This window comes from Paraburkholderia sp. A3BS-1L (assembly GCF_051125215.1).
Lineage (GTDB): Bacteria > Pseudomonadota > Gammaproteobacteria > Burkholderiales > Burkholderiaceae > Paraburkholderia.
On the sequence record NZ_CP120442.1, the window covers coordinates 2,899,632 to 2,922,098 of the forward strand.

General features: G+C 65.4%; 19 protein-coding genes. 12 read left to right on the forward strand and 7 right to left on the reverse strand.

Annotated features, from left to right (window positions below; all coding sequences use genetic code 11):
* Nucleotides 1-344: 344 nt before the first annotated feature.
* The 6 genes from trpE (at nucleotide 345) to P5W99_RS13215 (ending at nucleotide 6,094) form a co-directional block, all read left to right on the forward strand.
* Complete coding sequence (gene trpE / locus P5W99_RS13190) at nucleotides 345-1,838, forward strand: anthranilate synthase component I (RefSeq protein WP_421024836.1); 1,494 nt, start codon at nucleotides 345-347, stop codon at nucleotides 1,836-1,838.
* Nucleotides 1,839-1,852: 14 nt separating this feature from the next.
* Entirely contained in the window at nucleotides 1,853-2,428 is a 576-nt protein-coding gene (locus P5W99_RS13195; RefSeq protein ID WP_421044952.1) for an aminodeoxychorismate/anthranilate synthase component II, read from the forward strand.
* 13 nt (nucleotides 2,429-2,441) lie between these two features.
* On the forward strand, nucleotides 2,442-3,473 hold the full coding sequence (gene trpD, locus P5W99_RS13200) for an anthranilate phosphoribosyltransferase (RefSeq protein ID WP_421025276.1): 1,032 nt from the start codon (nucleotides 2,442-2,444) through the stop codon (nucleotides 3,471-3,473).
* 26 nt (nucleotides 3,474-3,499) lie between these two features.
* Nucleotides 3,500-4,285 (forward strand): indole-3-glycerol phosphate synthase TrpC, encoded by a 786-nt coding sequence (trpC, locus tag P5W99_RS13205; protein ID WP_421024838.1) that lies wholly within the window; start codon nucleotides 3,500-3,502, stop codon nucleotides 4,283-4,285.
* A 45-nt stretch (nucleotides 4,286-4,330) separates the two neighbouring features.
* Nucleotides 4,331-4,957 (forward strand): CYTH domain-containing protein, encoded by a 627-nt coding sequence (locus P5W99_RS13210; RefSeq protein WP_421024839.1) that lies wholly within the window; start codon nucleotides 4,331-4,333, stop codon nucleotides 4,955-4,957.
* Nucleotides 4,958-5,128: 171 nt separating this feature from the next.
* A complete protein-coding gene (locus tag P5W99_RS13215) occupies nucleotides 5,129-6,094 on the forward strand; it encodes a uracil-DNA glycosylase (protein WP_421024840.1) in 966 nt (321 codons plus the stop codon).
* Nucleotides 6,095-6,218: 124 nt separating this feature from the next.
* Here the strand turns inward: P5W99_RS13215 and P5W99_RS13220 are convergent, their stop codons facing one another.
* The 4 genes from P5W99_RS13220 to P5W99_RS13235 form a co-directional block, all read right to left on the reverse strand.
* A complete protein-coding gene (locus P5W99_RS13220) occupies nucleotides 6,219-6,815 on the reverse strand; it encodes an FMN-dependent NADH-azoreductase (protein WP_421024841.1) in 597 nt (198 codons plus the stop codon).
* Between the two features lie 228 nt (nucleotides 6,816-7,043).
* Complete coding sequence (locus tag P5W99_RS13225; protein WP_434661088.1) at nucleotides 7,044-8,834, reverse strand: M61 family metallopeptidase; 1,791 nt, start codon at nucleotides 8,832-8,834, stop codon at nucleotides 7,044-7,046.
* Nucleotides 8,835-8,987: 153 nt separating this feature from the next.
* Nucleotides 8,988-9,719, reverse strand: a complete 732-nt coding sequence (locus P5W99_RS13230) for a DsbC family protein (RefSeq protein WP_421024843.1) — start codon at nucleotides 9,717-9,719, stop codon at nucleotides 8,988-8,990.
* Between the two features lie 175 nt (nucleotides 9,720-9,894).
* On the reverse strand, nucleotides 9,895-11,067 hold the full coding sequence (locus tag P5W99_RS13235; protein ID WP_421024844.1) for a UbiH/UbiF family hydroxylase: 1,173 nt from the start codon (nucleotides 11,065-11,067) through the stop codon (nucleotides 9,895-9,897).
* A gap of 420 nt (nucleotides 11,068-11,487) precedes the next feature.
* Between P5W99_RS13235 and P5W99_RS13240 the strand changes: the two genes are divergently transcribed.
* The 4 genes from P5W99_RS13240 to ettA all read left to right on the forward strand — a co-directional run bounded on the left by P5W99_RS13240 (nucleotide 11,488) and on the right by ettA (nucleotide 17,083).
* Nucleotides 11,488-12,714, forward strand: a complete 1,227-nt coding sequence (locus P5W99_RS13240) for an IS110 family transposase (RefSeq protein ID WP_434661090.1) — start codon at nucleotides 11,488-11,490, stop codon at nucleotides 12,712-12,714.
* A gap of 64 nt (nucleotides 12,715-12,778) precedes the next feature.
* On the forward strand, nucleotides 12,779-13,990 hold the full coding sequence (hmpA, locus tag P5W99_RS13245) for an NO-inducible flavohemoprotein (RefSeq protein ID WP_421024848.1): 1,212 nt from the start codon (nucleotides 12,779-12,781) through the stop codon (nucleotides 13,988-13,990).
* 285 nt (nucleotides 13,991-14,275) lie between these two features.
* The gene (gene ychF, locus P5W99_RS13250; RefSeq protein WP_421024849.1) at nucleotides 14,276-15,370 is read left to right on the forward strand and encodes a redox-regulated ATPase YchF; all 1,095 of its coding nucleotides are present in this window, start codon (nucleotides 14,276-14,278) and stop codon (nucleotides 15,368-15,370) included.
* 48 nt (nucleotides 15,371-15,418) lie between these two features.
* Complete coding sequence (gene ettA, locus P5W99_RS13255) at nucleotides 15,419-17,083, forward strand: energy-dependent translational throttle protein EttA (protein ID WP_421024850.1); 1,665 nt, start codon at nucleotides 15,419-15,421, stop codon at nucleotides 17,081-17,083.
* Between the two features lie 122 nt (nucleotides 17,084-17,205).
* On the opposite strand, the gene P5W99_RS13260 is transcribed toward ettA, so the two are convergent.
* The 3 genes from P5W99_RS13260 to P5W99_RS13270 form a co-directional block, all read right to left on the reverse strand.
* The gene (locus P5W99_RS13260) at nucleotides 17,206-17,829 is read right to left on the reverse strand and encodes an HAD family hydrolase (RefSeq protein ID WP_421024851.1); all 624 of its coding nucleotides are present in this window, start codon (nucleotides 17,827-17,829) and stop codon (nucleotides 17,206-17,208) included.
* Between the two features lie 65 nt (nucleotides 17,830-17,894).
* Complete coding sequence (locus P5W99_RS13265; protein WP_421024852.1) at nucleotides 17,895-19,709, reverse strand: aminopeptidase P family protein; 1,815 nt, start codon at nucleotides 19,707-19,709, stop codon at nucleotides 17,895-17,897.
* A 129-nt stretch (nucleotides 19,710-19,838) separates the two neighbouring features.
* Nucleotides 19,839-20,102 (reverse strand): hypothetical protein, encoded by a 264-nt coding sequence (locus P5W99_RS13270; RefSeq protein WP_421024853.1) that lies wholly within the window; start codon nucleotides 20,100-20,102, stop codon nucleotides 19,839-19,841.
* A gap of 195 nt (nucleotides 20,103-20,297) precedes the next feature.
* Here P5W99_RS13270 and P5W99_RS13275 point away from each other — a divergent pair, with 195 nt between their 5' ends.
* Nucleotides 20,298-21,044, forward strand: a complete 747-nt coding sequence (locus P5W99_RS13275; protein ID WP_421024854.1) for a response regulator transcription factor — start codon at nucleotides 20,298-20,300, stop codon at nucleotides 21,042-21,044.
* A gap of 27 nt (nucleotides 21,045-21,071) precedes the next feature.
* Entirely contained in the window at nucleotides 21,072-22,442 is a 1,371-nt protein-coding gene (gene hemA / locus P5W99_RS13280) for a glutamyl-tRNA reductase (RefSeq protein ID WP_421024855.1), read from the forward strand.
* Nucleotides 22,443-22,467: the final 25 nt, after the last annotated feature.

The window sequence follows — 22,467 nt, forward strand, 5'->3', positions numbered from 1 at the left end:
TCGACTCTAAACTGTTGCAGTAGCCCGTCGGCTGGTCCAGTCGTGGTCTTTCGCTGTCCTTGCGTGTGGTTTCGTCATCCCGAGTCGCACTCGACTTGTCCTCGACGCAACCCGCCTGCCAGGGCACGCTAACGCCTACGTCCGCCCCGTCGCCGCAATGCTGCAACCGGCCTGGCAAGCGTTTTAGCGATGCCCGGCAGCATCAGCAACAAGCGAGCCACTAACGAGCGCCAGCGCAATCGAGCACTCAAAACAGACGCCATCGCGCACACGCCGCGCCCCTTTTTGAGCCGCACTGGGCCCGCACCCGAAGTCGCGACCGGCAGCACGCACAGGATCGGAACATGACCGAACTCGAATTTCAGTCCCTCGCCAATGAGGGCTACAACCGCATCCCGCTGATCGCCGAAGCGCTGGCCGATCTCGAAACGCCGCTCTCGCTGTATCTGAAGCTCGCACAGCCCGAGCGCGGCGGCGCCAACTCGTTCCTGCTGGAGTCCGTGGTGGGCGGCGAGCGCTTCGGGCGCTACTCGTTCATCGGTCTGCCCGCGCGCTCGCTGATCCGCACCCGCAACGGCGTCTCGGAAGTCGTACGCGACGGCCAGGTGACCGAGACGCACGACGGCGACCCGCTCGAATTCATCGCGCAATACCAGGCGCGCTTCAAGGTCGCGCAGCGCCCCGGCCTGCCGCGCTTCTGCGGCGGCCTCGCGGGCTACTTCGGCTACGACGCGGTGCGCTACATCGAGAAGAAGCTCGCCGAGACCTGCCCGCCCGACGACCTCGGCTTGCCCGACATCCAGTTGCTGCTGACCGAGGAAGTCGCCGTCATCGACAATCTCGCGGGCAAGCTCTATCTGATCGTCTACGCCGATCCGCAAACGCCCGAGGCCTACACGAAGGCCAAGCACCGCCTGCGCGAGCTCAAGCAGCGCCTGCGCACGACCGTGCAGCCGCCGGTGACTTCGGCGAGCGTGCGCACCGAGACGTATCGCGAGTTCAAGAAGGACGACTACCTCGCCGCCGTGCGCAAGGCGAAGGAATACATCGCGGCGGGCGAGCTGATGCAGGTGCAGGTGGGCCAGCGCATCAGCAAGCCGTATCGCGACAATCCGCTTTCGCTTTATCGCGCGCTGCGCTCGCTGAACCCGTCGCCGTACATGTACTACTACAACTTCGGCGACTTCCACGTGGTGGGCGCCTCGCCGGAGATTCTGGTGCGCCAGGAGCAGCGCGGCGAAGACCGCATCGTGACGATCCGTCCGCTCGCGGGCACGCGGCCGCGCGGCAACACGCCCGAGCGCGATGCGGAGCTCGCGACCGAGCTGCTCAACGATCCGAAGGAGATCGCCGAGCACGTCATGCTGATCGACCTCGCACGCAACGACGTGGGCCGCATCGCCGAGATCGGCTCGGTGGCCGTGACCGACAAGATGGTCATCGAAAAATACTCGCACGTGCAGCACATCGTGAGTTCGGTGGAGGGCAAGCTCAAGCCCGGCATGAACAACTTCGACGTGCTGCGCGCGACCTTCCCGGCCGGCACGCTCTCGGGCGCGCCCAAGGTGCGCGCGATGGAGCTCATCGACGAACTCGAGCCGGTGAAGCGCGGTCTCTACGGCGGCGCGGTCGGCTATCTCTCGTTCAACGGCGAGATGGATCTCGCGATTGCGATCCGCACCGGCCTCATCCACAACGGCAATCTGTATGTGCAGGCCGCGGCGGGCGTAGTCGCCGATTCGGTGCCCGAGTCCGAATGGCAGGAAACCGAAAACAAGGCGCGCGCCGTGCTGCGCGCCGCCGAGCAGGTGCAGGACGGCCTCGACAGCGACTTCTGAGCGGAGACAAGACCATGTTGCTCATGATCGACAACTACGATTCGTTTACCTACAACATCGTCCAGTACTTCGGCGAGCTTGGCGAAGACGTCCGCACGTACCGCAACGACGAAATCACCATCGACGAGATCAGGAAGCTCAACCCCGAGCGCATCTGCCTGTCGCCCGGACCGAGCAACCCGCAGCACGCAGGCATCACGCTCGACGTGCTGCGCGAATTCGCGGGCAAGACGCCGATTCTCGGCGTGTGCCTCGGCCACCAGGCCATCGGCGAAGCATTCGGCGGGCGCGTCGTGCGTGCGAAGACCATCATGCACGGCAAGGTGAGCCAGATCGAAACCGACTGCAAAGGCGTATTCGCCGACCTGCCGAAGCACTTCAACGTGACGCGCTACCACTCGCTCGCGATCGAGCGCGAGTCGCTGCCCGACTGCCTCGAAGTGTCGGCCTGGACCGACGACGGCGAAATCATGGGCGTGCGTCATCGCGAGCTTGCCGTGGAAGGCGTGCAGTTCCATCCTGAGTCGATCCTCTCGGAGCACGGCCATGCCCTCTTCGAGAATTTCCTGAAACAGACCAAGAGCGCTTGACCCGGAGGCGACCATCATGATTACCCCGCAGGAAGCGCTGCAACGCACGATCGAGCATCGCGAGATTTTCCACGACGAGATGCTCCACCTCATGCGCCTCATCATGCGCGGCGAGCTTTCGCCCGTGCTTTCGGCCGCCATCATCACCGGCCTGCGCGTGAAGAAGGAAACCATCGGCGAGATCGCTGCAGCCGCCACGGTCATGCGCGAATTCGCGAATCACGTCGAGGTGCAGGACAACTCGAACTTCATCGATATCGTCGGCACCGGCGGCGATGGTTCGCACACCTTCAATATTTCCACGGCCTCGATGTTCGTCGTGGCGGCGGCGGGCGCGAAGGTTGCCAAGCACGGCAACCGCGGCGTGTCGAGCAAGTCGGGCAGCGCGGACGTGCTCGAAGCGCTCGGAGTGAACATCGACCTGCAGCCTGACCAGGTGGCCGCGTCGATCGCCGAAACGGGCATGGGCTTCATGTTCGCGCCCAACCATCATCCGGCGATGAAGAACATCGCCGCCGTGCGCCGCGAACTGGGCGTGCGCACGATCTTCAACATCCTCGGGCCGCTCACGAATCCGGCCGGCGCGCCCAATCAGCTGATGGGCGTGTTTCACCCGGACCTCGTCGGCATCCAGGTGCGCGTGATGCAGCGTCTGGGCGCCAAGCACGTGCTCGTGGTGTACGGCAAGGACGGCATGGACGAAGTCTCGCTCGGCGCGGCCACGCTCGTGGGCGAACTGAAGGACGGCGAGATTCGCGAGTACGAGATCCACCCCGAAGACTTCGGCATGCAGATGGTCTCGAACCGCTCGCTCAAGGTGGAAAACGCCGACGAATCGAAGGCCATGCTGCTTGGCGCGCTCTCGAACGAGCCTGGCACGGCGCGCGAGATCGTCACGCTCAATGCGGGAACGGCGCTCTATTCGGCCAACGTCGTGAGTTCGATCGCCGACGGCATCGCGCTCGCGCGCGAAACCCTCGCCAGCGGCCGCGCCCGCGCGAAGGTCGACGAACTGGTACGCTTCACGCAACAGTTCAAACGCTGATCCATCACTGTTTTTGCCCGAACATCATGAGCGACATCCTCGAAAAAATCATTGCGGTGAAGCGCGAAGAAGTGCGCGCCGCCGAGCAGAGCGCACCGCTCGAAGAACTGCGTCTGGAGGCGAGCGCGCGCGATCTTCGCGACTTCGTCGGCGCCCTGCGCGCGAAGCACGCTAACGGCCTGGCCGCCGTGATCGCCGAAGTGAAAAAGGCGAGTCCCTCGAAGGGCGTGCTGCGCGAAAACTTCCAGCCCGCCGAAATCGCGCGCTCTTACGCAGAAGGCGGTGCGGCGTGCCTTTCCGTGCTCACCGATGTGCAATTCTTCCAGGGCAGCGTGGCGTATCTGGAAGCCGCGCGCGCCGCGTGCAACCTACCGGTGCTGCGCAAGGATTTCATCGTCGACCCGTATCAGGTCGTCGAAGCGCGCGCGATGGGCGCCGATGCGATCCTGCTGATCGCCGCCGCGCTCGAGCCCGGCCAGATGCGCGATCTCGAAGCGCTCGCGCATTCGCTGGGCCTCGCGGTGCTCGTCGAAGTGCACGATCGCGAAGAGCTCGAACACGCGCTCACGCTGAAGACGCCGCTCATCGGCATCAACAACCGCAATCTGCGCACCTTCGAGACCACGCTGCAAACCACCATCGGCATGCTCGACGATGTGCCTGAAGACCGCATCGTCGTGACCGAGTCGGGCATTCTCTCGCGTGCCGATGTCGAGAAGATGCGCGAGCTTTCGGTGCATACGTTCCTCGTGGGCGAGGCGTTCATGCGCGCGGAACATCCCGGCGCGGAACTTGCACGCATGTTCTTCTGATTGCGTCCAGGCAAAATTCAGGCAACAAACAGGTAACCAGCGACGATGGCCATCGAACGCGAAATCAAGCTCGCGCTGCCGCGCGACCAGGTGGACGCGGCGCGGCGTCTCTTCGAGGCGCGCGCCGGCGCACCAGGCCGCGTGGTGCGGCTGGAGAACATCTACTTCGACACGCCGTCGCTCGTGCTCGCGCGCGCGAAAAGCGCGCTGCGGCTGCGCCGCGCGCCCGAAGGCTGGCTCCAGACGTTCAAGACTGTGGGCGTGGCGCAAAACGGCCTCCATGCGCGGCATGAGTGGGAAATGCCGGTGGCGGGCGAAGCGCTCGAGATCGACAAGTTGCTGCGCGAGTGCGACGAAGCGGGCGTATCGACGGCGCTCTCCGACGCGGCGGCGAATCTGATCTCTCTCTTTCGCACCGATTTCACGCGTACGCTGTGGACCTTGCAAGTCGATGGCACACAGGTGGAAGCGGCCATCGATCAGGGCGAGGTCACGGCGAACGTGAACGGCGAAACGCGCCACACGCCCATCTGCGAAATCGAGCTGGAACTGAAGGACGGCGACGAAGCCGCGTTGCACACGCTTGCTGCAGAGCTGGCGAAGGTGCTGCCGGGACTCGCGCCCGACGATATCAGCAAGGCCCAGCGCGGCTACAAGTTGCGCGAAGGCTGAGGCGCGTACGCGGGGCGGCGCGCGACGCCGCCGAATCTCCGCGAATTCATCGCGACTTCATCGCGACTTCATCGCTGTTAGTTGCAACACGAACCTCCGAGCCTGCCGCCAGGCCTTTCACACGTCGAGCCGGATTGAATCGCAGCGCGATTCTTGCGACACTTGCCGCCCATGACCTCCACGAAACACACGCGCGCCGTGGCGCCGGTGCAAACCTCGCTGTTCGACGACACGCCGCCCGCAGCGGCATTGGCCACGCTCGACGAAACATCCGCGCCCGAAGTCGACCCGCGCCAGATCACGATCTTCTCGCTCTTCGACGACGACGAATTCCCCGCACCCGCACCAGCAACAGCGCCCATGCCCGCCAGCCACTCCCCCGCCACGCCCACCGGCAACCCGCCATCGAACGCCGCGATCGCGCGTCTCGAAGACCAGTTCGCCGCGCTGCCCGCGGCCTGGCGCGAGCTGCTCGCGCCGTTCATCGAAAGCGATGCGTACGCGCCGCTGTGCCGTTTCGTCGACGACGAACGCGCCGCCGGCAAGACCGTCTATCCCGCCGATGTGTTTCGCGCGTTGCGCCTCACCTCGCCCGACGAAGTGAAAGTGGTCATTCTCGGCCAGGACCCCTACCACGGCGACGACCGCGGCACGCCGCAAGCGCACGGCCTTGCGTTCTCGGTGCCGCCTGCGGTGCGCACCCCGCCCTCGCTGCGCAACATCTTCAAGGAGATCGCGGCGAGCCTCGGCATCGAGGCGCCCGCTCACGGCTGTCTCGATGCATGGGCGCGCCAGGGCGTGCTGCTGCTCAACACGGTGCTCACTGTCGAGCGCGCGAACGCCGCGAGCCACGCGAAGCGCGGCTGGGAGCGCTGCACCGACACGCTGATCCGCGAGATCGCCGCACGCCACGAACATCTCGTGTTCATGCTGTGGGGCGCGCACGCGCAGAACAAGCGCGCGCTCCTCGGCGCGGGCGAGCATTGCGTGCTGGAAGCGCCGCATCCGTCGCCACTTTCGGCGCATCGCGGCTTCCTCGGCTGCGGACATTTCGCGCAAGCCAACGCCTACCTGAGCGCGCACGGCCGCACGCCGATCGACTGGCGCTTGCCGGACACGGCTGAAGTGCTCGCCTGAAGCAGCAAAGCACGCCGCACGCACAATGGAAAACGCCACGAAGCGCGCTTCGTGGCGTTTTTGCTTGACCGCATGCGATACGGCGCCATGAAGCACCGCATCGTCATCGCTTCACAGCAGCCGCTCAGGCCGCCGCGATCGCTTCACGTGCGCTGGCGAGCGCTGCGCCGGCGGCGTCCGGGCCCATGTTCAGGCCTTCGGCGTAGATGAAGCTCACGTCGGTCATGCCGAGGAAACCGAGGAACGACTTGAGGTACGGCGTCTGGCTGTCGTTCGGCGTGCCGTGGTACTTGCCGCCACGTGCCGAAACCACGTACACCTTCTTTCCCGTGACGAGGCCCACGGGGCCGTTCGCGGTGTATTGGAACGTGATGCCTGCGCGTGCAATCCAGTCGAAGTAGGTCTTCAGTTGCGACGAAATGCCGAAGTTGTACATCGGCGCGCCAATCACGATGACGTCCGCGGCTTGCAGTTCGGCGATCAGCGCTTCGCTGCGCGCGGCGATGGCTTGCTGCTCCGGCGTACGCTGCTCGGCCGGCGTGAAGAACGCGCCGAGCACGGCGTCGTCGAGGTGCGGCAGCGGTTCGGCTTGCAGGTTGCGCGCGACGACCTTCGCACCCGGGTTCGATTGCTGGAGCTTGTTCGTCAACTCGTTGACGAGCAGCGTCGACTGGGCGCCTTGCGAGCGGGCGGCGGAATTGATTTGCAGGATGGTGGTCATGGTGACTCCTTCGGGTGTCGGTTGCGCAACGTTGCGCGAGTGAAGGCATTGTGTTTTTTTGCCGCGCCCCGAAAAAGTAGTCCGCCGATGACGGATTGTTGCAGCGATAGAACAATCCCGAAAACCCAAAAAGAAAGGCGACGGGGCCGGATCGCCTTGTCGCCTTCCTTTTCGAAGCAGGCCGGGCGCCCGCTCCCTGTCCGTTCAAGCCGCTATTGCGGCCTCCATTCAGGCCGCCAGCCAGCGCTCGCGCAGCGCGCGCGGCGCCGGACGCTTGTCGGTGACCGTGAGCTTGTAGCGCGCGATCTCGGGTGCGTCGAGCGTCAGGCGCGCAACGCGCAGCTCATCGCGGCGGAACGCGTGGATTTCCACCTTGGCGCCCGGCTGGTAGCGTGCGAGCAGCGTGTCGAGATTCGCGCACGTGACGCGCAGGCCGTCGAGCGCCACGAGCGCGTCGCCGGCCGAAAGCCCGGCCTTTTGCGCCGCGCCGCCTTCGTAGACGACCGCGAGCGTGGCCTCGGCGCTGCCGCGCAGGCGCGCGCCCAGCGATGGCTTCGCGTGACGCTCGGGCCCGCCATCGAGCGTCACGCCCAGCCCCTCGAATAGCGCGGCGAGCGGCAAGTCGCGCGTGCCGCGCACGGCGTCGGCGAATAGGCCGCCGAGCTCCACGCCCGTTGCTTCAGCGATCAGCGCCTCGACGTCGTCCTCGCCCACGCCCACCGGTTTGCCGCGATAGAAGTCGCGGCCGTAGCGTTGCCACAGAAGGCGCATCACATCGTCGAGCGACTTGCGTCCGCTGGTTTCCGTGCGGATGGCGAGATCGAACGCGAGCGCCACCAGCGAGCCCTTGGTGTAGTAGCTCACGATCGCATTCGATGCGTTCTCGTCCTGGCGGTAGTACTTGATCCACGCGTCGAACGAGCTTTCGGCCACGCTCTGCTTCAGGCGCCCCGCGCCACGCAGCACGCCGCCGACGGTCTTGCCAAGGAGGCCGAAATATTCATCGACGGAAATGAGGCCGCTGCGCACCAGCATCAGGTCGTCGTAGTAGGAGGTGAAGCCTTCGAAAAGCCACAGCAGCGAGGTGTAGTCCTCGCGCGTGAGATCGTACGGCGCGAACTTGGCGGGCTTGATGCGCTTCACGTTCCACGTGTGGAAGTACTCGTGGCTGCACAGGCCCAGATAGGTCCGGTAGCCCTCGGACATCTCGGCCTTGCCCTTGACGGGCAGATCGGTGCGGTTGCAGATGAGCGCCGTGGACGCGCGGTGCTCGAGCCCGCCATAGCCGTCGCTCACGGCCTGCGTCATGAACACGTAGCGCTCCATCGGCGCGCGCTTCGTGCGCGGCTCGAACAGCGCGATCTGCGCCTCGCAGATCTTCTTCAGGTCGGCGGAGAGGCGTTCGGTGTCGAGCGCCACCACGCGGCCCGCAATCACGATGTCGTGCGGCACGCCATGCGCCTTGAAGCTCGCGAGCGTGAATTCGCCCAGCGTGACAGGGTGATCGATCAGCTCGTCGTAGCCCGACGCCGTGTATTCGCCAAAGCCGTAGCGCTTGGTCCCGCGCGCCTCCGGGAGCGCAGTGGCGACGCGCCAGTGGCGATACGCGTGGCCGTCGGGACGCTGGATGTCGACCACGTGCTGCGCGCCTTCATGGCCGCGCGCCGCGAGAAACACACTCGTGCCGTTGAAAAAGCCGACCGTATCGTCGAGGTGCGCGGCCCGCACCGACAGATCCCAAGCATAGACTTCGTAGCGCAGCGTGAGCGCACCCTTCACGGGCGCCGCCTGCCACGTGTGCTTGTCGGTCTTGCCGATGCGCACCTTGCGGCCCGCGTCATTGGTCGCGCGCATCGTGACGATGTTGCGCGCGAACTCGCGCACCATGTAGCTGCCGGGAATCCACACGGGCAGCATGAAGCACTGGCCGTCCGGCGCGGGATCCTCGATGGTGAGCGTCACTTCGAACAGGTGCGCGGCGGGGTTCTTCGGGACGATGGTGTATCGGATCGGCTTCATCGGCGGGAACAGTGACGGATTAGGTTAGCGATCGCAGTGATTGCAGCGAGCGCCGCGCGGCGGGCTCGCACGCGGCAACCACAGGCACGCGAAAAAAACAGTGGGCAAAAAAGGCACCGGCCGCAAAAGCGGCCGGCGGATTCGGTCAGGGCTTCAGCGCGCGGCGCCGAGAGCGCTTTCGAGCCGGTCGGCGCTGACCGCTCCCGGCAGGCGGGTGCCGTCTGCGAGGATCACGGTGGGCGTGCCGGTCACGTTCATCTTTGCGCCGAGCTTGAGATTGCTGTCGATAGCCGCGGTGTTGCAAGTGCCCGCTGCGGTGGGCGCCTTACGGTCGACCATCCACGACTCCCACGCCTTCGCACGGTCGGTCGAGCACCAGATCGACTTCGACTTCGCCGTGGAGTCTTCGGACAGCACGGGGTACAGGAAGGTGTAGACCGTCACGTTGTCGATCGACTTGAGCGTGCTTTCGAGCTGATGGCAGTACGGGCAGTTCGGATCGGAGAACACCGCGATCTGGCGCTTGCCGTTGCCCTTCACGACCTTCACCGCGTTCTCGAGCGGCAGCTTCGAGAAGTCGACCTTGTTGAGCTCGGCAAGGCGCGCTTCGGTGAGATTGCGGCGCGCCTTGGTATCGACGAGGTCGCCCGTGAGCACGTAATCGCCGTTGGCGTCGCTGTAGATGATCTGCGTGCCGAGGTTCACCTCGTAGAGGCCGGCCACCGGCGCCTTGTTGATGCTCTTGATGTCGCCGCCGTCCACGCCGAGGCGCGATTGCAGCGTGGCCTTGATTTTGTCGGTGGTCTGGTCGGCCTGCGCCGAGCAGCCGAGCACCGAAATGGCCGCCGCGAGTGCAAACGCGGCAATGCGGATAGGCTTTTGCATGTGATGCTTTCCTGATTCTGGGATGCTTCGCGCAAGTGGCGCACGAAGCGTTCCGGATGAAATTCGATCCCGACATGGCCCGTGGCCAGAGACCTTTATTCTAAGCTGCCCGGCGCGGGAGCAAGCGAAATACCCGCGGGAGCACCGCCGGCGGGCGTTCGCGATGCCGCAACGCTCAACCGAGCGCCGACGCCACCAGCCAGCGCTTGACGAGCGGCTGCGCGCCGACGAACGCCATCCCCGTGTTGCGCAACGCGCGAGCGAGCGTGCCGGGCACCGAAAAGAGCCGCTGCAGGCCATCGGTGGCGATCACGAGCTTCTGGATATCTTCGCGGCGGCCGCGCTCGTAGCGGCGCAGCAGCACGAGGTCGCCGAGGTCGCGGAATGCTTCTTTTTTCGCGATGACGTCGACGAGCGCCGCCACGTCGCGCAGCCCCAGGTTCACGCCCTGGCCCGCGAGCGGGTGAATCAGGTGCGCGGCGTCGCCAACCAGCGCGACACGCGGCGCGACCAGGCGATCGACGGTCTGCAGGGCGAGCGGGAAGCCGCGCGCGGGCGTCACGCATTCGAGCGCGCCGTGCAGCCGCTGCGTCACGCGCTCGACTTCGGCGGCAAGCTGTTGAGGATCGAGCTTGAGCAGTTCATCGGCGTGCTCCGTTTGCGCCGACCAGACCAGCGAAACATGCTGGTCCGGCAACGGCAGCAGCGCGACGATCTCGCCGTCCCGGAACCATTGGTAAGCACATTCGCCATGCGGGCGTTCCGCGCGGAAGTTGGCGACCACGCCAGTCTGCCGGTAATCGCGCCGCTCGACCTTCGAGCCGATCTGCGCACGCACCCACGAATGGGCGCCATCGGCGCCCACGGCGAGATCGGCCTCGATCGTGCGGCCATTCGCAAGACCGATCACGGCCGCGTCGGGCGTCACGTCGAGCGTCTGCGCACGCGAGTCGATCCACGTGAGATTGGGCTGGAAATGGAGCGCCGCATCGAGTGCGCGCTCCACCAGCGACGACTCCGCGATCCACGCGAGTTGCGCGACCGACGCCTGGTATGCGGAAAAATGCAGTTCCGCGGCGGCGTCGCCGAACACGCGCATGTCGTAGACCGGCGTGAGGCGTGCGGCATCGACCGCCTGCCAGACCCGCAGCCGCTCGAACAGCGCATGCGAGCTGCGCGAGAAAGCATAGACGCGCGCATCGAAAACGGCGCCGGCGGGCAGCGGTGCGCACGGCTGCGCGAGCAGCGCCACGCGCAAGCCCCCTTGGGTCAGCGCGAGCGCCGCCGCCTTGCCGACGAGCCCGCCGCCAATCACGGCGACGTCAAAGGTCTGGTTGGTCGAATTCATCCGCGCATTATAGCCGCGGGGGGTAATCTGACAGGGCCGGATGGGCAGTCGATTGCGCCGTGAATTGCGGCGTGGCAAGGGCGCGGTGCGGCGTCGCAGCGGTTGTCGGAGAGGTGTCGCGGCACGGCCCCGACTCGACCCGCCTTGCCGATATCCAAACCACTGCCTAGTTGCCCATCTGGCGGGGCCGACCCCGAGGGATGAAACAGATTTTCGTGTGAAGTGGGCCAGCGTAGTATGTGGACGCGGCGGTGATCGAGGTCGGCTCTTGCCTGGTGCCCTGAGCCCGTTGCCTAGTTGGACCCGCAGTCCTGCGCGCACCCCGAATTGTGACCGCGGGCGAGGTTTGCCCCGAAGCACGATTGCTAGAGTTCGATAACGAGGACTGCTGCTGCCGCCAACCATCCGGCAGGAGTTCCCATGGACATTCTTCATCCCCGCTGTGCGGGCCTGGACGTGCACAAGGACACGATTGTGGCCAGCGTGCGGTGCGTCTCGGCACCCGAACACCATGAAGTACGCAGCTTTGCCAGTACAACCAGCGGCCTGCTCGCGCTCTCGGACTGGCTGGGCAAACATTCAGTGACGCATGTCGCCATGGAGGCAACGGGGGTGTACTGGAAACCAGTCTGGCACATTCTCGAAGCGCACTTCGAGCTGGTACTGGCCAACGCACAGCACATCCGCAACGTGCCCGGACGCAAGACCGACGTCAATGACGCCATGTGGATCGCCGACCTGCTGGCACACGGACTCATTCGCGCAAGCTTTGTGCCGCCGGTGGCCACCCAGGAGCTGCGGGATCTCACCCGCACGCGCAAGCAGCTGGTGCGCGAGGTCGCCCAACACAGCCTGCGCATCCAGAAAGTACTCGAAGATGCCAACCTCAAGCTGGGCAGTGTGCTGTCAAACGTACTCGGCGCCAGCGGGCGGAACATGCTGTCGGCCATCATCGCGGGCGAGGCCGACCCCGGACGCTTGGCCGCACTGGCTCTAGGCCGCGCCCGCAGGAAAACATCCGAACTCCGCGAGGCGCTGCGCGGACGCATTACTGCGCATCACCGGACCCTGCTCAAGCTGCATCTCGATGTGATCAATGCGCTTGAGCACACGCTCGCCGAGCTGGATGCCGAAGTGGGAAAAGCCCTGGCGCCAATCCGGCAATGTGTGCGCCTGCTCACCACGATGCCGGGGATAAGTGACGTGACGGCCCAGGTGATCCTGGCTGAGGTCGGTGCCGACATGACACGTTTCCCCGATGCACCCCACCTGATCTCCTGGGCCGGCCTGTGTCCCCGTAACGACGAAAGTGCCGGCAAGCGCCGCAGCACGCGGGTACGCAAGGGCGGCACCTGGCTCAAGACCTCGCTGGTGAGCGCCGCATGGGCCGCGGTGCGCGTCCAAAACAGTTATCTGCACGCGCAGTTCCTGCGCATCAAGGCCCGACGTGGCCCCAAAAAGGCAATCCTGGCGGTTGCCGCCTCCATGCTCACAGCTGCCTGGCACATGCTGCGCGATGGCGTCGAGTATGCCGACCTCGGCCGCGATTACTTCTCCCGACACGACACCACCAAGACCATTCAGCGCCTGCTCAAACGCCTCGATGATCTCGGCTGTCACCTGCAACCAGAAGTCCCTGCATCATGAGAGTTTCTTGCTAGGCTTCATCCACTGAGCGCCGCCCGCACCTTGCCACGGAGAGACAAACACCATGCTGACCCAAAAGACGAAGGACATCGTCAAGGCCACCGCACCGGTTTTGGCCGATCACGGCTACGACATCATCACGCGCTTCTATAAGCGCCTGTTCGAAGCCCATCCGGAGCTGAAGAACGTGTTCAACATGGCGCACCAGGAACAGGGCCAGCAGCAGCAGGCGCTGGCCCGCGCGGTCTACGCCTATGCGGAGAACATCGAAGACCCCGGCAGCCTCGCGGCCGTGCTGAAGAACATCGCCAACAAGCACGCGAGTCTCGGCGTGAGGCCCGAGCACTACCCCATCGTCGGGGAGCACCTGCTGGCCGCGATCAAGGACGTGCTGGGCGCCGCCGCCACCGACGACATCATTTCCGCCTGGGCGCAGGCCTACGGCAATCTCGCCGACGTGCTGATGGGCCTCGAAAGCGAGCTCTACGAACGCTCCTCCGGCCAGCTGGGCGGGTGGACCGGCTGGCGCACCTTCGTCGTGCGCGAAAAGCGCCCCGAAAGCAGCGTGATCACCTCGTTCATCCTCGAACCCACCGATGGCCAGCCGGTCGTGAATTTCGAGCCCGGCCAGTACGTCAGCGTCGCCGTGACCGTGCCGTCCCTGGGCTTGCAGCAGATTCGCCAGTACAGCCTCTCGGACATGCCGAACGGGCACAGCTACCGCATCTCGGTGAAGCGCGAAAGCGGCGACCCCAATCCTCCGGGCTATGTCTCGTGCCTGCTTCACGATCACGTCAATGTCGGAGACGAGATCAAACTGGCCGCGCCCTACGGCAGCTTCCATATCGACGTGAACGCGAAGACGCCGATCGTGCTGATCAGCGGCGGCGTTGGATTGACGCCGATGATCAGCATGCTCAAGCGTGCGATCCAGGACCCGCAACGGCGCGTGGTGTTCGTGCACGGCGCGCGCAACAGCGGCGTGCACGCGATGCGCGACCGGCTGCGCGAAGCTGCCAGAACCTATGCCAATTTCAGCCTGATCGTGTTCTACGACAACCCGCTGCCGCAGGACGCCGCGGGCCGGGACTTCGATCATGCGGGGTTCGTGGACGTCAAGACGATCAAGGACGCGATCCTGCTGCCGGACGCCGATTACTACATCTGCGGGCCGATCCCGTTCATGCGGATGCAGCACGACGCGCTCAAGGAGCTGGGCGTCCGCGAAGCCCGGATCCACTATGAAGTGTTCGGCCCGGACCTCTTCGCCGAATGAGCGCACGGCTTTTGGGGAAGCGTTTGCCTGGTGTTCGCCCGGCCTTTGCCGGCAGCCAAAGCCCGTCGGCGCTTCCCATGCGAGCGCGCCAATCAACGCCCGCGAACGGGTTACAATTGCCACTTTTCGAGCTCAAAGTCCGCGCAAAATCGCCGGTCCGCCACCGGACGCGTACGCTTTGACTCGTCCCCGAATTCACCTTGCGGCTGTCGCGTTCCGGCCCTCGCCGGACAGCAAACACTACGACGACCTGCCGTAACCAACTGATTCAAAAAAAGGTTTTCCATGAGCCTCAAATGCGGCATCGTCGGCTTGCCTAACGTCGGCAAGTCCACTCTGTTCAACGCGCTGACCAAGGCCGGCATCGCGGCTGAAAACTACCCGTTCTGCACGATCGAGCCCAACGTCGGCGTGGTCGAAGTGCCGGATCCGCGCCTGAAGGCGCTCTCCGAGATCGTCAAGCCCGAGCGCGTGGTGCCGGCCGTGGTCGAATTCGTCGACATCGCGGGTCTGGTCGCCGGCGCGAGCAAAGGCGAAGGCCTCGGCAACCAGTTCCTCGCGAACATCCGCGAAACGGACGCCATCACGCACGTCGTGCGCTGCTTCGAGGACGAAAACGTGATCCACGTCGCGGGCAAGGTCGATCCGCTCGCCGACATCGAAGTCATCAACACCGAGCTCGCGCTCGCCGACCTCGGCACCGTCGAAAAGGCGCTCACGCGCTACTCGAAGGCCGCCAAGTCGGGCAACGACAAGGAAGCGGCGAAGCTCGTGGCCGTGCTGGAAAAGGTCCGCGCGCAGCTCGACCAGGCGAAGCCCGTGCGCGCGCTCGACCTGAACGAGGACGAACAGGCGCTGCTCAAGCCGTTCTGCCTGATCACCGCGAAGAAGACCATGTACGTCGCGAACGTGAAGGACGACGGCTTCGAGAACAATCCGTATCTGGAGGCCGTGCGCAAGCACGCCGAAGCCGAAGGCTCGCCGGTGGTGGCCGTGTGCGCCGCGATCGAAGCCGAAATCGCCGACCTGGAAGACGAAGACAAGGCCGCGTTCCTCGCCGACATGGGCATGGACGAGCCGGGCCTCGACCGCGTGATCCGCGCGGGCTTCAAGCTGCTCGGCCTGCAGACGTACTTCACGGCGGGCGTGAAGGAAGTGCGCGCGTGGACGATCCATGTGGGCGACACCGCGCCGCAGGCGGCCGGCGTGATCCATACCGACTTCGAGCGCGGCTTCATCCGCGCGCAGACCATCGCGTTCAACGACTTCATCCAGTACAAAGGCGAAACCGGCGCGAAGGAAGCCGGCAAGATGCGCGCCGAAGGCAAGGAATATGTCGTGCACGACGGCGACGTGATGAATTTCCTGTTCAACGTCTAAGCGCCGGTCAAGCACAAGGCCCCTTTTCCCGTTTCCAAAGACACTCCCATGGCCCAATACGTCTTCACCATGAACCGGGTCGGCAAGATCGTGCCGCCCAAGCGCCAGATCCTGAAGGACATCTCGCTGTCGTTCTTCCCCGGCGCGAAAATTGGCCTGCTCGGCCTGAACGGCTCGGGCAAGTCCACGCTCATCAAGATCATGGCCGGCGTCGACAAGGACATCGAAGGCGAAGCCACGCCGATGCCCAACCTCAACATCGGCTATCTGCCGCAGGAGCCGCAGCTCGATCCGGAAAAGACCGTGCGCGAAGCGGTCGAGGAAGGTCTGGGCGACGTGTTCAACGCGCAGAAGAAGCTCGACGAGATCTACGCCGCCTACGCGGAGCCGGACGCCGACTTCGACGCGCTCGCCGCCGAGCAGGCGAAGTACGAGGCGATCCTCGCGACCACCGACGGCAGCGCGGAGCAGCAGATCGAAATCGCCGCCGACGCACTGCGCCTGCCGGCATGGGACGCGAAGATCGGCAATCTCTCGGGCGGCGAGAAGCGCCGCGTGGCGCTGTGCAAGCTGCTGCTCGAAAAGCCCGACATGCTGCTGCTCGACGAGCCGACCAACCACCTCGACGCCGAATCGGTCGAATGGCTCGAGCAGTTCCTCACGCGCTTCCCCGGCACCGTGGTCGCCGTGACCCACGACCGCTACTTCCTCGACAACGCCGCCGAGTGGATTCTCGAGCTCGACCGCGGCCACGGCATTCCCTGGAAGGGCAACTACTCGAGCTGGCTCGACCAGAAGGAAGAGCGCCTGAAGCAGGAAGAAGCGTCGGAATCGGCGCGCCAGAAGGCCATCAAGAAGGAACTGGAGTGGGTGCGCCAGAACCCCAAGGGCCGTCAGGCGAAGTCGAAGGCGCGTATCGCGCGTTTCGAGGAACTGTCGAGCGCGGATTACCAGAAGCGCAACGAAACGCAGGAAATCTTCATTCCGGCGGGCGAGCGTCTGGGCAACGAAGTCATCGAGTTCAAGAACGTCAGCAAATCTTACGGCGACCGGCTGCTCATCGATAACCTCAGTTTCAAGATTCCGGCAGGCGCGATCGTCGGCATCATCGGGCCGAACGGCGCCGGCAAGTCGACGCTGTTCCGCATGCTCACGGGCAAGGAGCAGCCGGATTCGGGAGAAATCGTGCAAGGCCCGACCGTCAAGCTCGCCTACGTGGACCAGAGCCGCGACGCGCTGGCTTCCGACAAGACCGTGTTCGAGGAAATCTCGGGTGGCGCGGACGTGCTCACGGTGGGCAAGTACGAAACGCCGTCGCGCGCCTACATCGGCCGCTTCAACTTCAAGGGCGGCGACCAGCAGAAGATCGTCGGCAACCTCTCGGGTGGCGAGCGCGGCCGTCTGCATCTCGCGAAGACGCTGATTTCGGGCGGCAACGTCCTGCTGCTCGACGAACCGTCGAACGACCTCGACGTCGAAACGCTGCGCGCGCTCGAAGACGCCTTGCTCGAATTCGCGGGCTCGGTGATGGTGATCTCGCACGATCGCTGGTTCCTCGACCGTATCGCCACGCACATCCTCGCGTTCGAAGGCGACTCGCAGGTCACCTTCTTCGACGGCAACTATCAGGAGTACGAGGCCGACAAGATCAAGCGCCTCGGCGAAGAGGCGGCGCGTCCGAAGCGTCTGCGCTACAAGCCGATCAGCCGCTAAGCAGGTCCGGTCGGCGCAAGCATTTCAACGCCGCCCTCCTGAAAACGCAAACGGCAGCCCTCGGGCTGCCGTTTTTGCTGGTGCGCGAGCAACCAGACTCCATCAGACCTAATCGGACTCAATCAGACCGGCAGGCCGAGTTCGCGCAGCTTCGCGTCGGTGGTCGAGCTGCTCGTGTGATGCACGCCGTGCCAGCCAAGCGCGGTGGCGGCCTCGATGTTGTGCGCATTGTCGTCGATGAAGACGAGTTCGCCGGCCGTTACGCCCGGCAACTGCACCTCGATGCGGCGGAACATTTCGTGGAAGATCGCCGGATCGGGCTTCACGAGCTTCACGCGCCCCGAGACGACGATATCGCGGCAGCGCCGCAGAATGCCGAAGCGCTCCCACGCCCACGGAAACGTCTCCGCCGACCAGTTCGTGAGCCCGAAGATCGGCACGTTGGCCGCTTCCAGCCGCTCGAAGGTCGCCACGCCGCCTTCGAGCAGCCCGCCGATCATCTCGTGCCAGCGCTCATAGAACGCGCGAATGAGCGCTTCGTGCCCCGGAAATCGCGCGACGAGCGCTTCGGTGCCTGCGGCGATCGGCTCGCCGCCGTCCTGGCGCACCACCCAGTCCATCGCGCAAACGTGGGTGAGAAACCAGCGGCGTTCGTCATCGTCGGGAATCAGCTTGCGGTATAGATACTCGGGGCTCCAGTCCACCAGCACCCCGCCGAAGTCGAACACCACTGCCTTGATTGCCATGCCTTTGCGCTCCGGGTTGAATTCCGCGTGATTTCCGCCTGACTTCCACGTGATGGTGTCGCCGATCAGATCGGCTGCGTGCGCCTTTCGAGCCACGCGAGCGCGTCGCCCGAAACATGCGGCGCGATGCGCGCGCGCACCGTTTGGTGATATGCGTTGAGCCACTCGCGCTCGTCATCGCGCAGGAGCGTGAGGTCGATGCAGCGCGTGTCGATCGGGCACAGCGTGAGCGTTTCGAACTTCAGGAAATCGCCGAATTCGGTGGTCCCGGCGCTCTGGTTCAAGACGAGGTTCTCGATGCGCACGCCCCACTTGCCCGGCCGGTAGAGGCCCGGCTCGACCGAGGTGATCATGCCTTCCTCCATCGCGGTCCACGGCTCGGCCGGCGCGTAGTGCGAGATGACCTGCGGGCCTTCGTGCACGTTCAGGAAATAGCCCACGCCGTGGCCCGTGCCGTGGCCGTAGTCGGCGCCCGCTTCCCAGATCGGCGCGCGCGCGATCGCGTCGAGCATCGGCGAGCGGATGCCGCGCGGAAACTGCGCGCGCGAGAGCGCCATCGTGCCCTTGAGCACGATCGTGAAGTCGCGCTTTTGCTCGGCGCTCGGCGTGCCGATGGGCACCACGCGCGTGATGTCAGTCGTGCCATCCAGGTACTGGCCGCCCGAGTCGATCAGGAGCAGGCCGTTGCCTTCGATCACGCTGTGCGACTCGGGCGTGGCGCGGTAGTGCGGCATCGCGCCGTTTGCGTTGAAGCCCGCAATCGTGGCGAACGAGAGCGAAACGAAGCCCGGCCGGCGCTGACGCGCGGCGGTGAGCTTTTCGTCGATGGTGAGCTCGGTGATGGTCTCGCGGCCCAGCGCCGCCTCGAACCACGCGAAGAATTCGGCGAGCGCGGCGCCGTCCTGCTCCATCGTCGCGCGCACGTGCTCGGCTTCGGCGGCGGTCTTGCGCGACTTGAAGAACGTACTCGGGTTGATCGCCTCCACGCGCTTCACTGCCGAGGACACCGCCTGCAGCAGCCCGAACGTCACGCGGCGCGGGTCGATCAGCAACGATTCGCCCGCGGGCAGCGCCGCCAGCGCATCGGCGGCGTGCGCGTAGGGCGCGACGCGCACGTTGTCGCGCGCGAGCGATTGTGCGAGCTCGGCCGGCACCTTGCCATCGGCGACGAACAGCGTCGCCCGATCGGGCCCGATCAGCGCGTGCGCGACGAACACGGGGTTGTAGTTCACGTCGGCGCCGCGCAGGTTGAAGAGCCACGCGAGGTCATCGAGCGTCGAAATGAAATGCCACTGCGCGCCCTTGTCCTGCATCGCGGCGCGCACCTGAGCGAGCTTGCCCGCGCGCTGCGCGTCCGCATGCGGCGCGACGTGCTCGTAGACCGGTTCTAGCGGCAGCGAAGGACGACCGCTCCAGACAGCGTCGAGCAGGTCGAGATCGGTGCGCAGCTTCACGCCGCGTGCGTCGAGCGCTTCGGCCAGCGCGCGCGCCGACGCCACGCCAAGCACCGCGCCGTCCACCGCGACCGTGCCGCCAGCCGGCACGGTCTGCGCGAGCCAGTCGATGTGCGGCGCGCTCTGTTGGCCGCCCATCATCTTCATGAGCTGGATGCCCGTGCCCGCGAGTTGCTGCTCGGCTTGCACCCAGTAGCGGCTGTCCACCCACACGCCCGCGAAATCCTTCGTCACAACGAGCGTGCCCACCGAACCCGTGAAGCCCGAGAGCCATTCGCGCCCCTGCCAGCGGCGCGGCAGGTATTCGGAGAGGTGCGGGTCAGCGGACGGCACCAGCGCGGCGTCGACGCCCGCGCTCGCCATCGCGGCGCGCAGTGCGGCGATGCGTTCGGGAATCGTGGACGTTTCGGGAAGTCGGGCGTTCATGTTTTTCACCTGCGAGTAAGAGAAGCGCGCCTTGTGAGAGCGCTCTATTGCGAAGACGGTGGATCATTCTGGCGGGTATTTCGGCTTGGTACGACCTTGATGCTCCGTTAGCGACGGATGAGCGGCAGGTTAGCGCCGCGCGCGCAGCGCGACCAGCCCAGCCACAAGGACAACCGCGACAGCCGTGCAAACCGGCCATTCGAGCAGTTCGCCATCATAGAAGAGTCCGGTGGCGCGCCCCGCCGCCTTCGCCAGCGCGGCGCCCGCGAGCGCCGCCGCGACGGCGAGTGCGAGCCCGCTGCCCGAGGGCCCGGACACCCGCCGCAGCGGATGCAAAAACCACCCCGCGAAGCCGACGACAAGACTGAGCACGACGATGCCTGCCCAGCCCATCAGAGCCCAATCCTAAGAATTTTCAGAAGAGTCCGATAGGACAGTGACGACGCGGCGGATAGCATTCTTGTGCCTCATTAACAACAGTATTTTTACTGGAAACGGTCGACTCGGCGCTTCCCGCGTAGCGGTTGAGTGTAGGGGGCGGGATGGCGCAAGGCAAGCGCACCCAGCCCTCGGCGGCTGGACTCCCCTATGCGAATTGCACTTGTCGAACCCGATGCGCGCCAGGCCGAAATCATCGAGCGATTGCTCATTTCGGGCGGCCATGCGTGCCGGCACTTTCCCCAGAGCGCTCCGCTCGTCGAAGCGCTCGAAGATGACGCCTTCGATCTGCTGATGGCCGCTTCATGGTGCGGCGACCTCGGCGGCGACGAACTCATCCCGCGCGCGCGCCGTCTGCTGCCTGGCCTGCCCGCCATCGTGCTGATGGCTTCTCCGCACGAAAGCGAAATCGTCGCGAGCCTGCAAGCGGGCGCCGACGACTGCATCGCCAAGCCCGTGCGCGGTCCCGAAATGCTCGCGCGCATCGACGCCTTGCTGCGCCGTGCGGGCGTGCGCCGTCCGCGCAATCGCGCGCGCCATGGCTTCGGCGATTATCTGTTCGACTCCGCGCGCTACGAAGTGTCGTTCAGGGGCCAGACCGTCACGCTCACGCCGAAGGAGTTCCGCTTCGCGCTGCTGCTGTTCACCAACGCATCGCGCCCCGTTTCCCGGGCGCGCATTCTTGAAACCGTCTGGAATCTGAACCGCGACGTTCGGTCGCGCACGCTCGATACGCATGCTTCGCGGCTGCGCAGCAAATTGCAGCTCGGACCCGAACACGGCTGGCGTCTGACAACGTTGTATGGTTACGGCTACCAGCTTGAGCGGTTACCTATAACAAACGAGGAGGACGCTGACTTTGCCGACGCGAATGTCAGAAGCCCGGAAAAGTTATAATATCCGGCAAAATCTTCGCCCCACGGTATGCAGCTTCTAACGATCGGAATCAATCACCACACCGCGCCCGTCGCCTTGCGCGAACGCGTGGCGTTTCCGCTCGAACAGATCAAACCGGCCCTCGCGATGTTCAAGGACGCGTGGTCCGGCGGGCGGCGCAGCCTGAACGCCCCCGAAGCCGCCATCCTCTCCACCTGCAACCGCACAGAACTCTATTGCGCGACCGACGCGCAAAGCTCGCGCGATTCCGCTGTGGAATGGCTCTCGCACTACCACGGCATCCGCACCGAGGAACTCGCGCCCCACGTCTACACGCTGCCGCAGTCCGAGGCCGTGCGCCATGCGTTCCGAGTGGCGTCGGGGCTCGATTCGATGGTGCTCGGCGAAACGCAGATCGTCGGCCAGATGAAGACCGCGGTGCGCACCGCCACCGAGGCCGGCGCGCTCGGCACCTATTTGAACCAGCTGTTCCAGCGCACCTTCGCGGTAGCCAAGGAAGTGCGCAGCACGACCGAGATCGGCGCGCAGTCGGTTTCGCTCGCCGCCGCCGCCGTGCGCCTCGCGCAGCGCATCTTCGACAAGATCGCCAACCAGCGCGTGCTGTTCATCGGCGCGGGCGAGATGATCGAACTGTGCGCCGCGCACTTCGCCGCGCAGCAGCCGCGCGAACTCGTGGTGGCGAACCGCACCGCCGAACGCGGGCGCACTGTCGCCGAACGCTTCGGCGGTCATGCAATTCCGCTCTCGGACCTGCCCGCGCGCATGCACGAGTTTGACATCATCGTCTCGTGCACGGCGTCCACGCTGCCGATCATCGGCCTGGGCGCCGTCGAGCGTGCCGTGAAGGCGCGCCGCCATCGACCGATCTTCATGGTCGACCTCGCGGTGCCGCGCGACATCGAACCCGAAGTCGGCGAGCTCGAAGACGTGTTCCTCTATACCGTCGACGACCTCGGCACGATCGTGCGCGAAGGCAACGCCTCGCGCCAGGCCGCCGTGGCGCAGGCCGAGACCATCATCGAAACGCGCGTCGCGAACTTCATGCAGTGGCTCGACACGCGCAGCATCGTGCCGGTCATCCGCCACATGCACACCCAGGCCGACGCCCTGCGCCGCGCCGAACTCGAGCGCGCGCGCAAGCTGCTCGCGCGCGGCGACGACCCCGCGGCCGTGCTCGAAGCGCTGTCGCAGTCGCTCACCAACAAGCTGATTCACGGCCCGACGCACGCGCTCAACACGTCGAGCGGCGAAAACCGCGATTCGCTCATCGAGTTGATGAGCGGCTTCTACCGCCATGGCCAGCCCGCCAGGAGCGGTGATGCTGCATCATCGTCCGAAGCCGCAGATTCGAACACTGCGAACGCGTCCGACGCCCCGGAAGACGCTTCCGGCCGTTAGCGGCTCTCGCCGCCCGCCGCGCCTC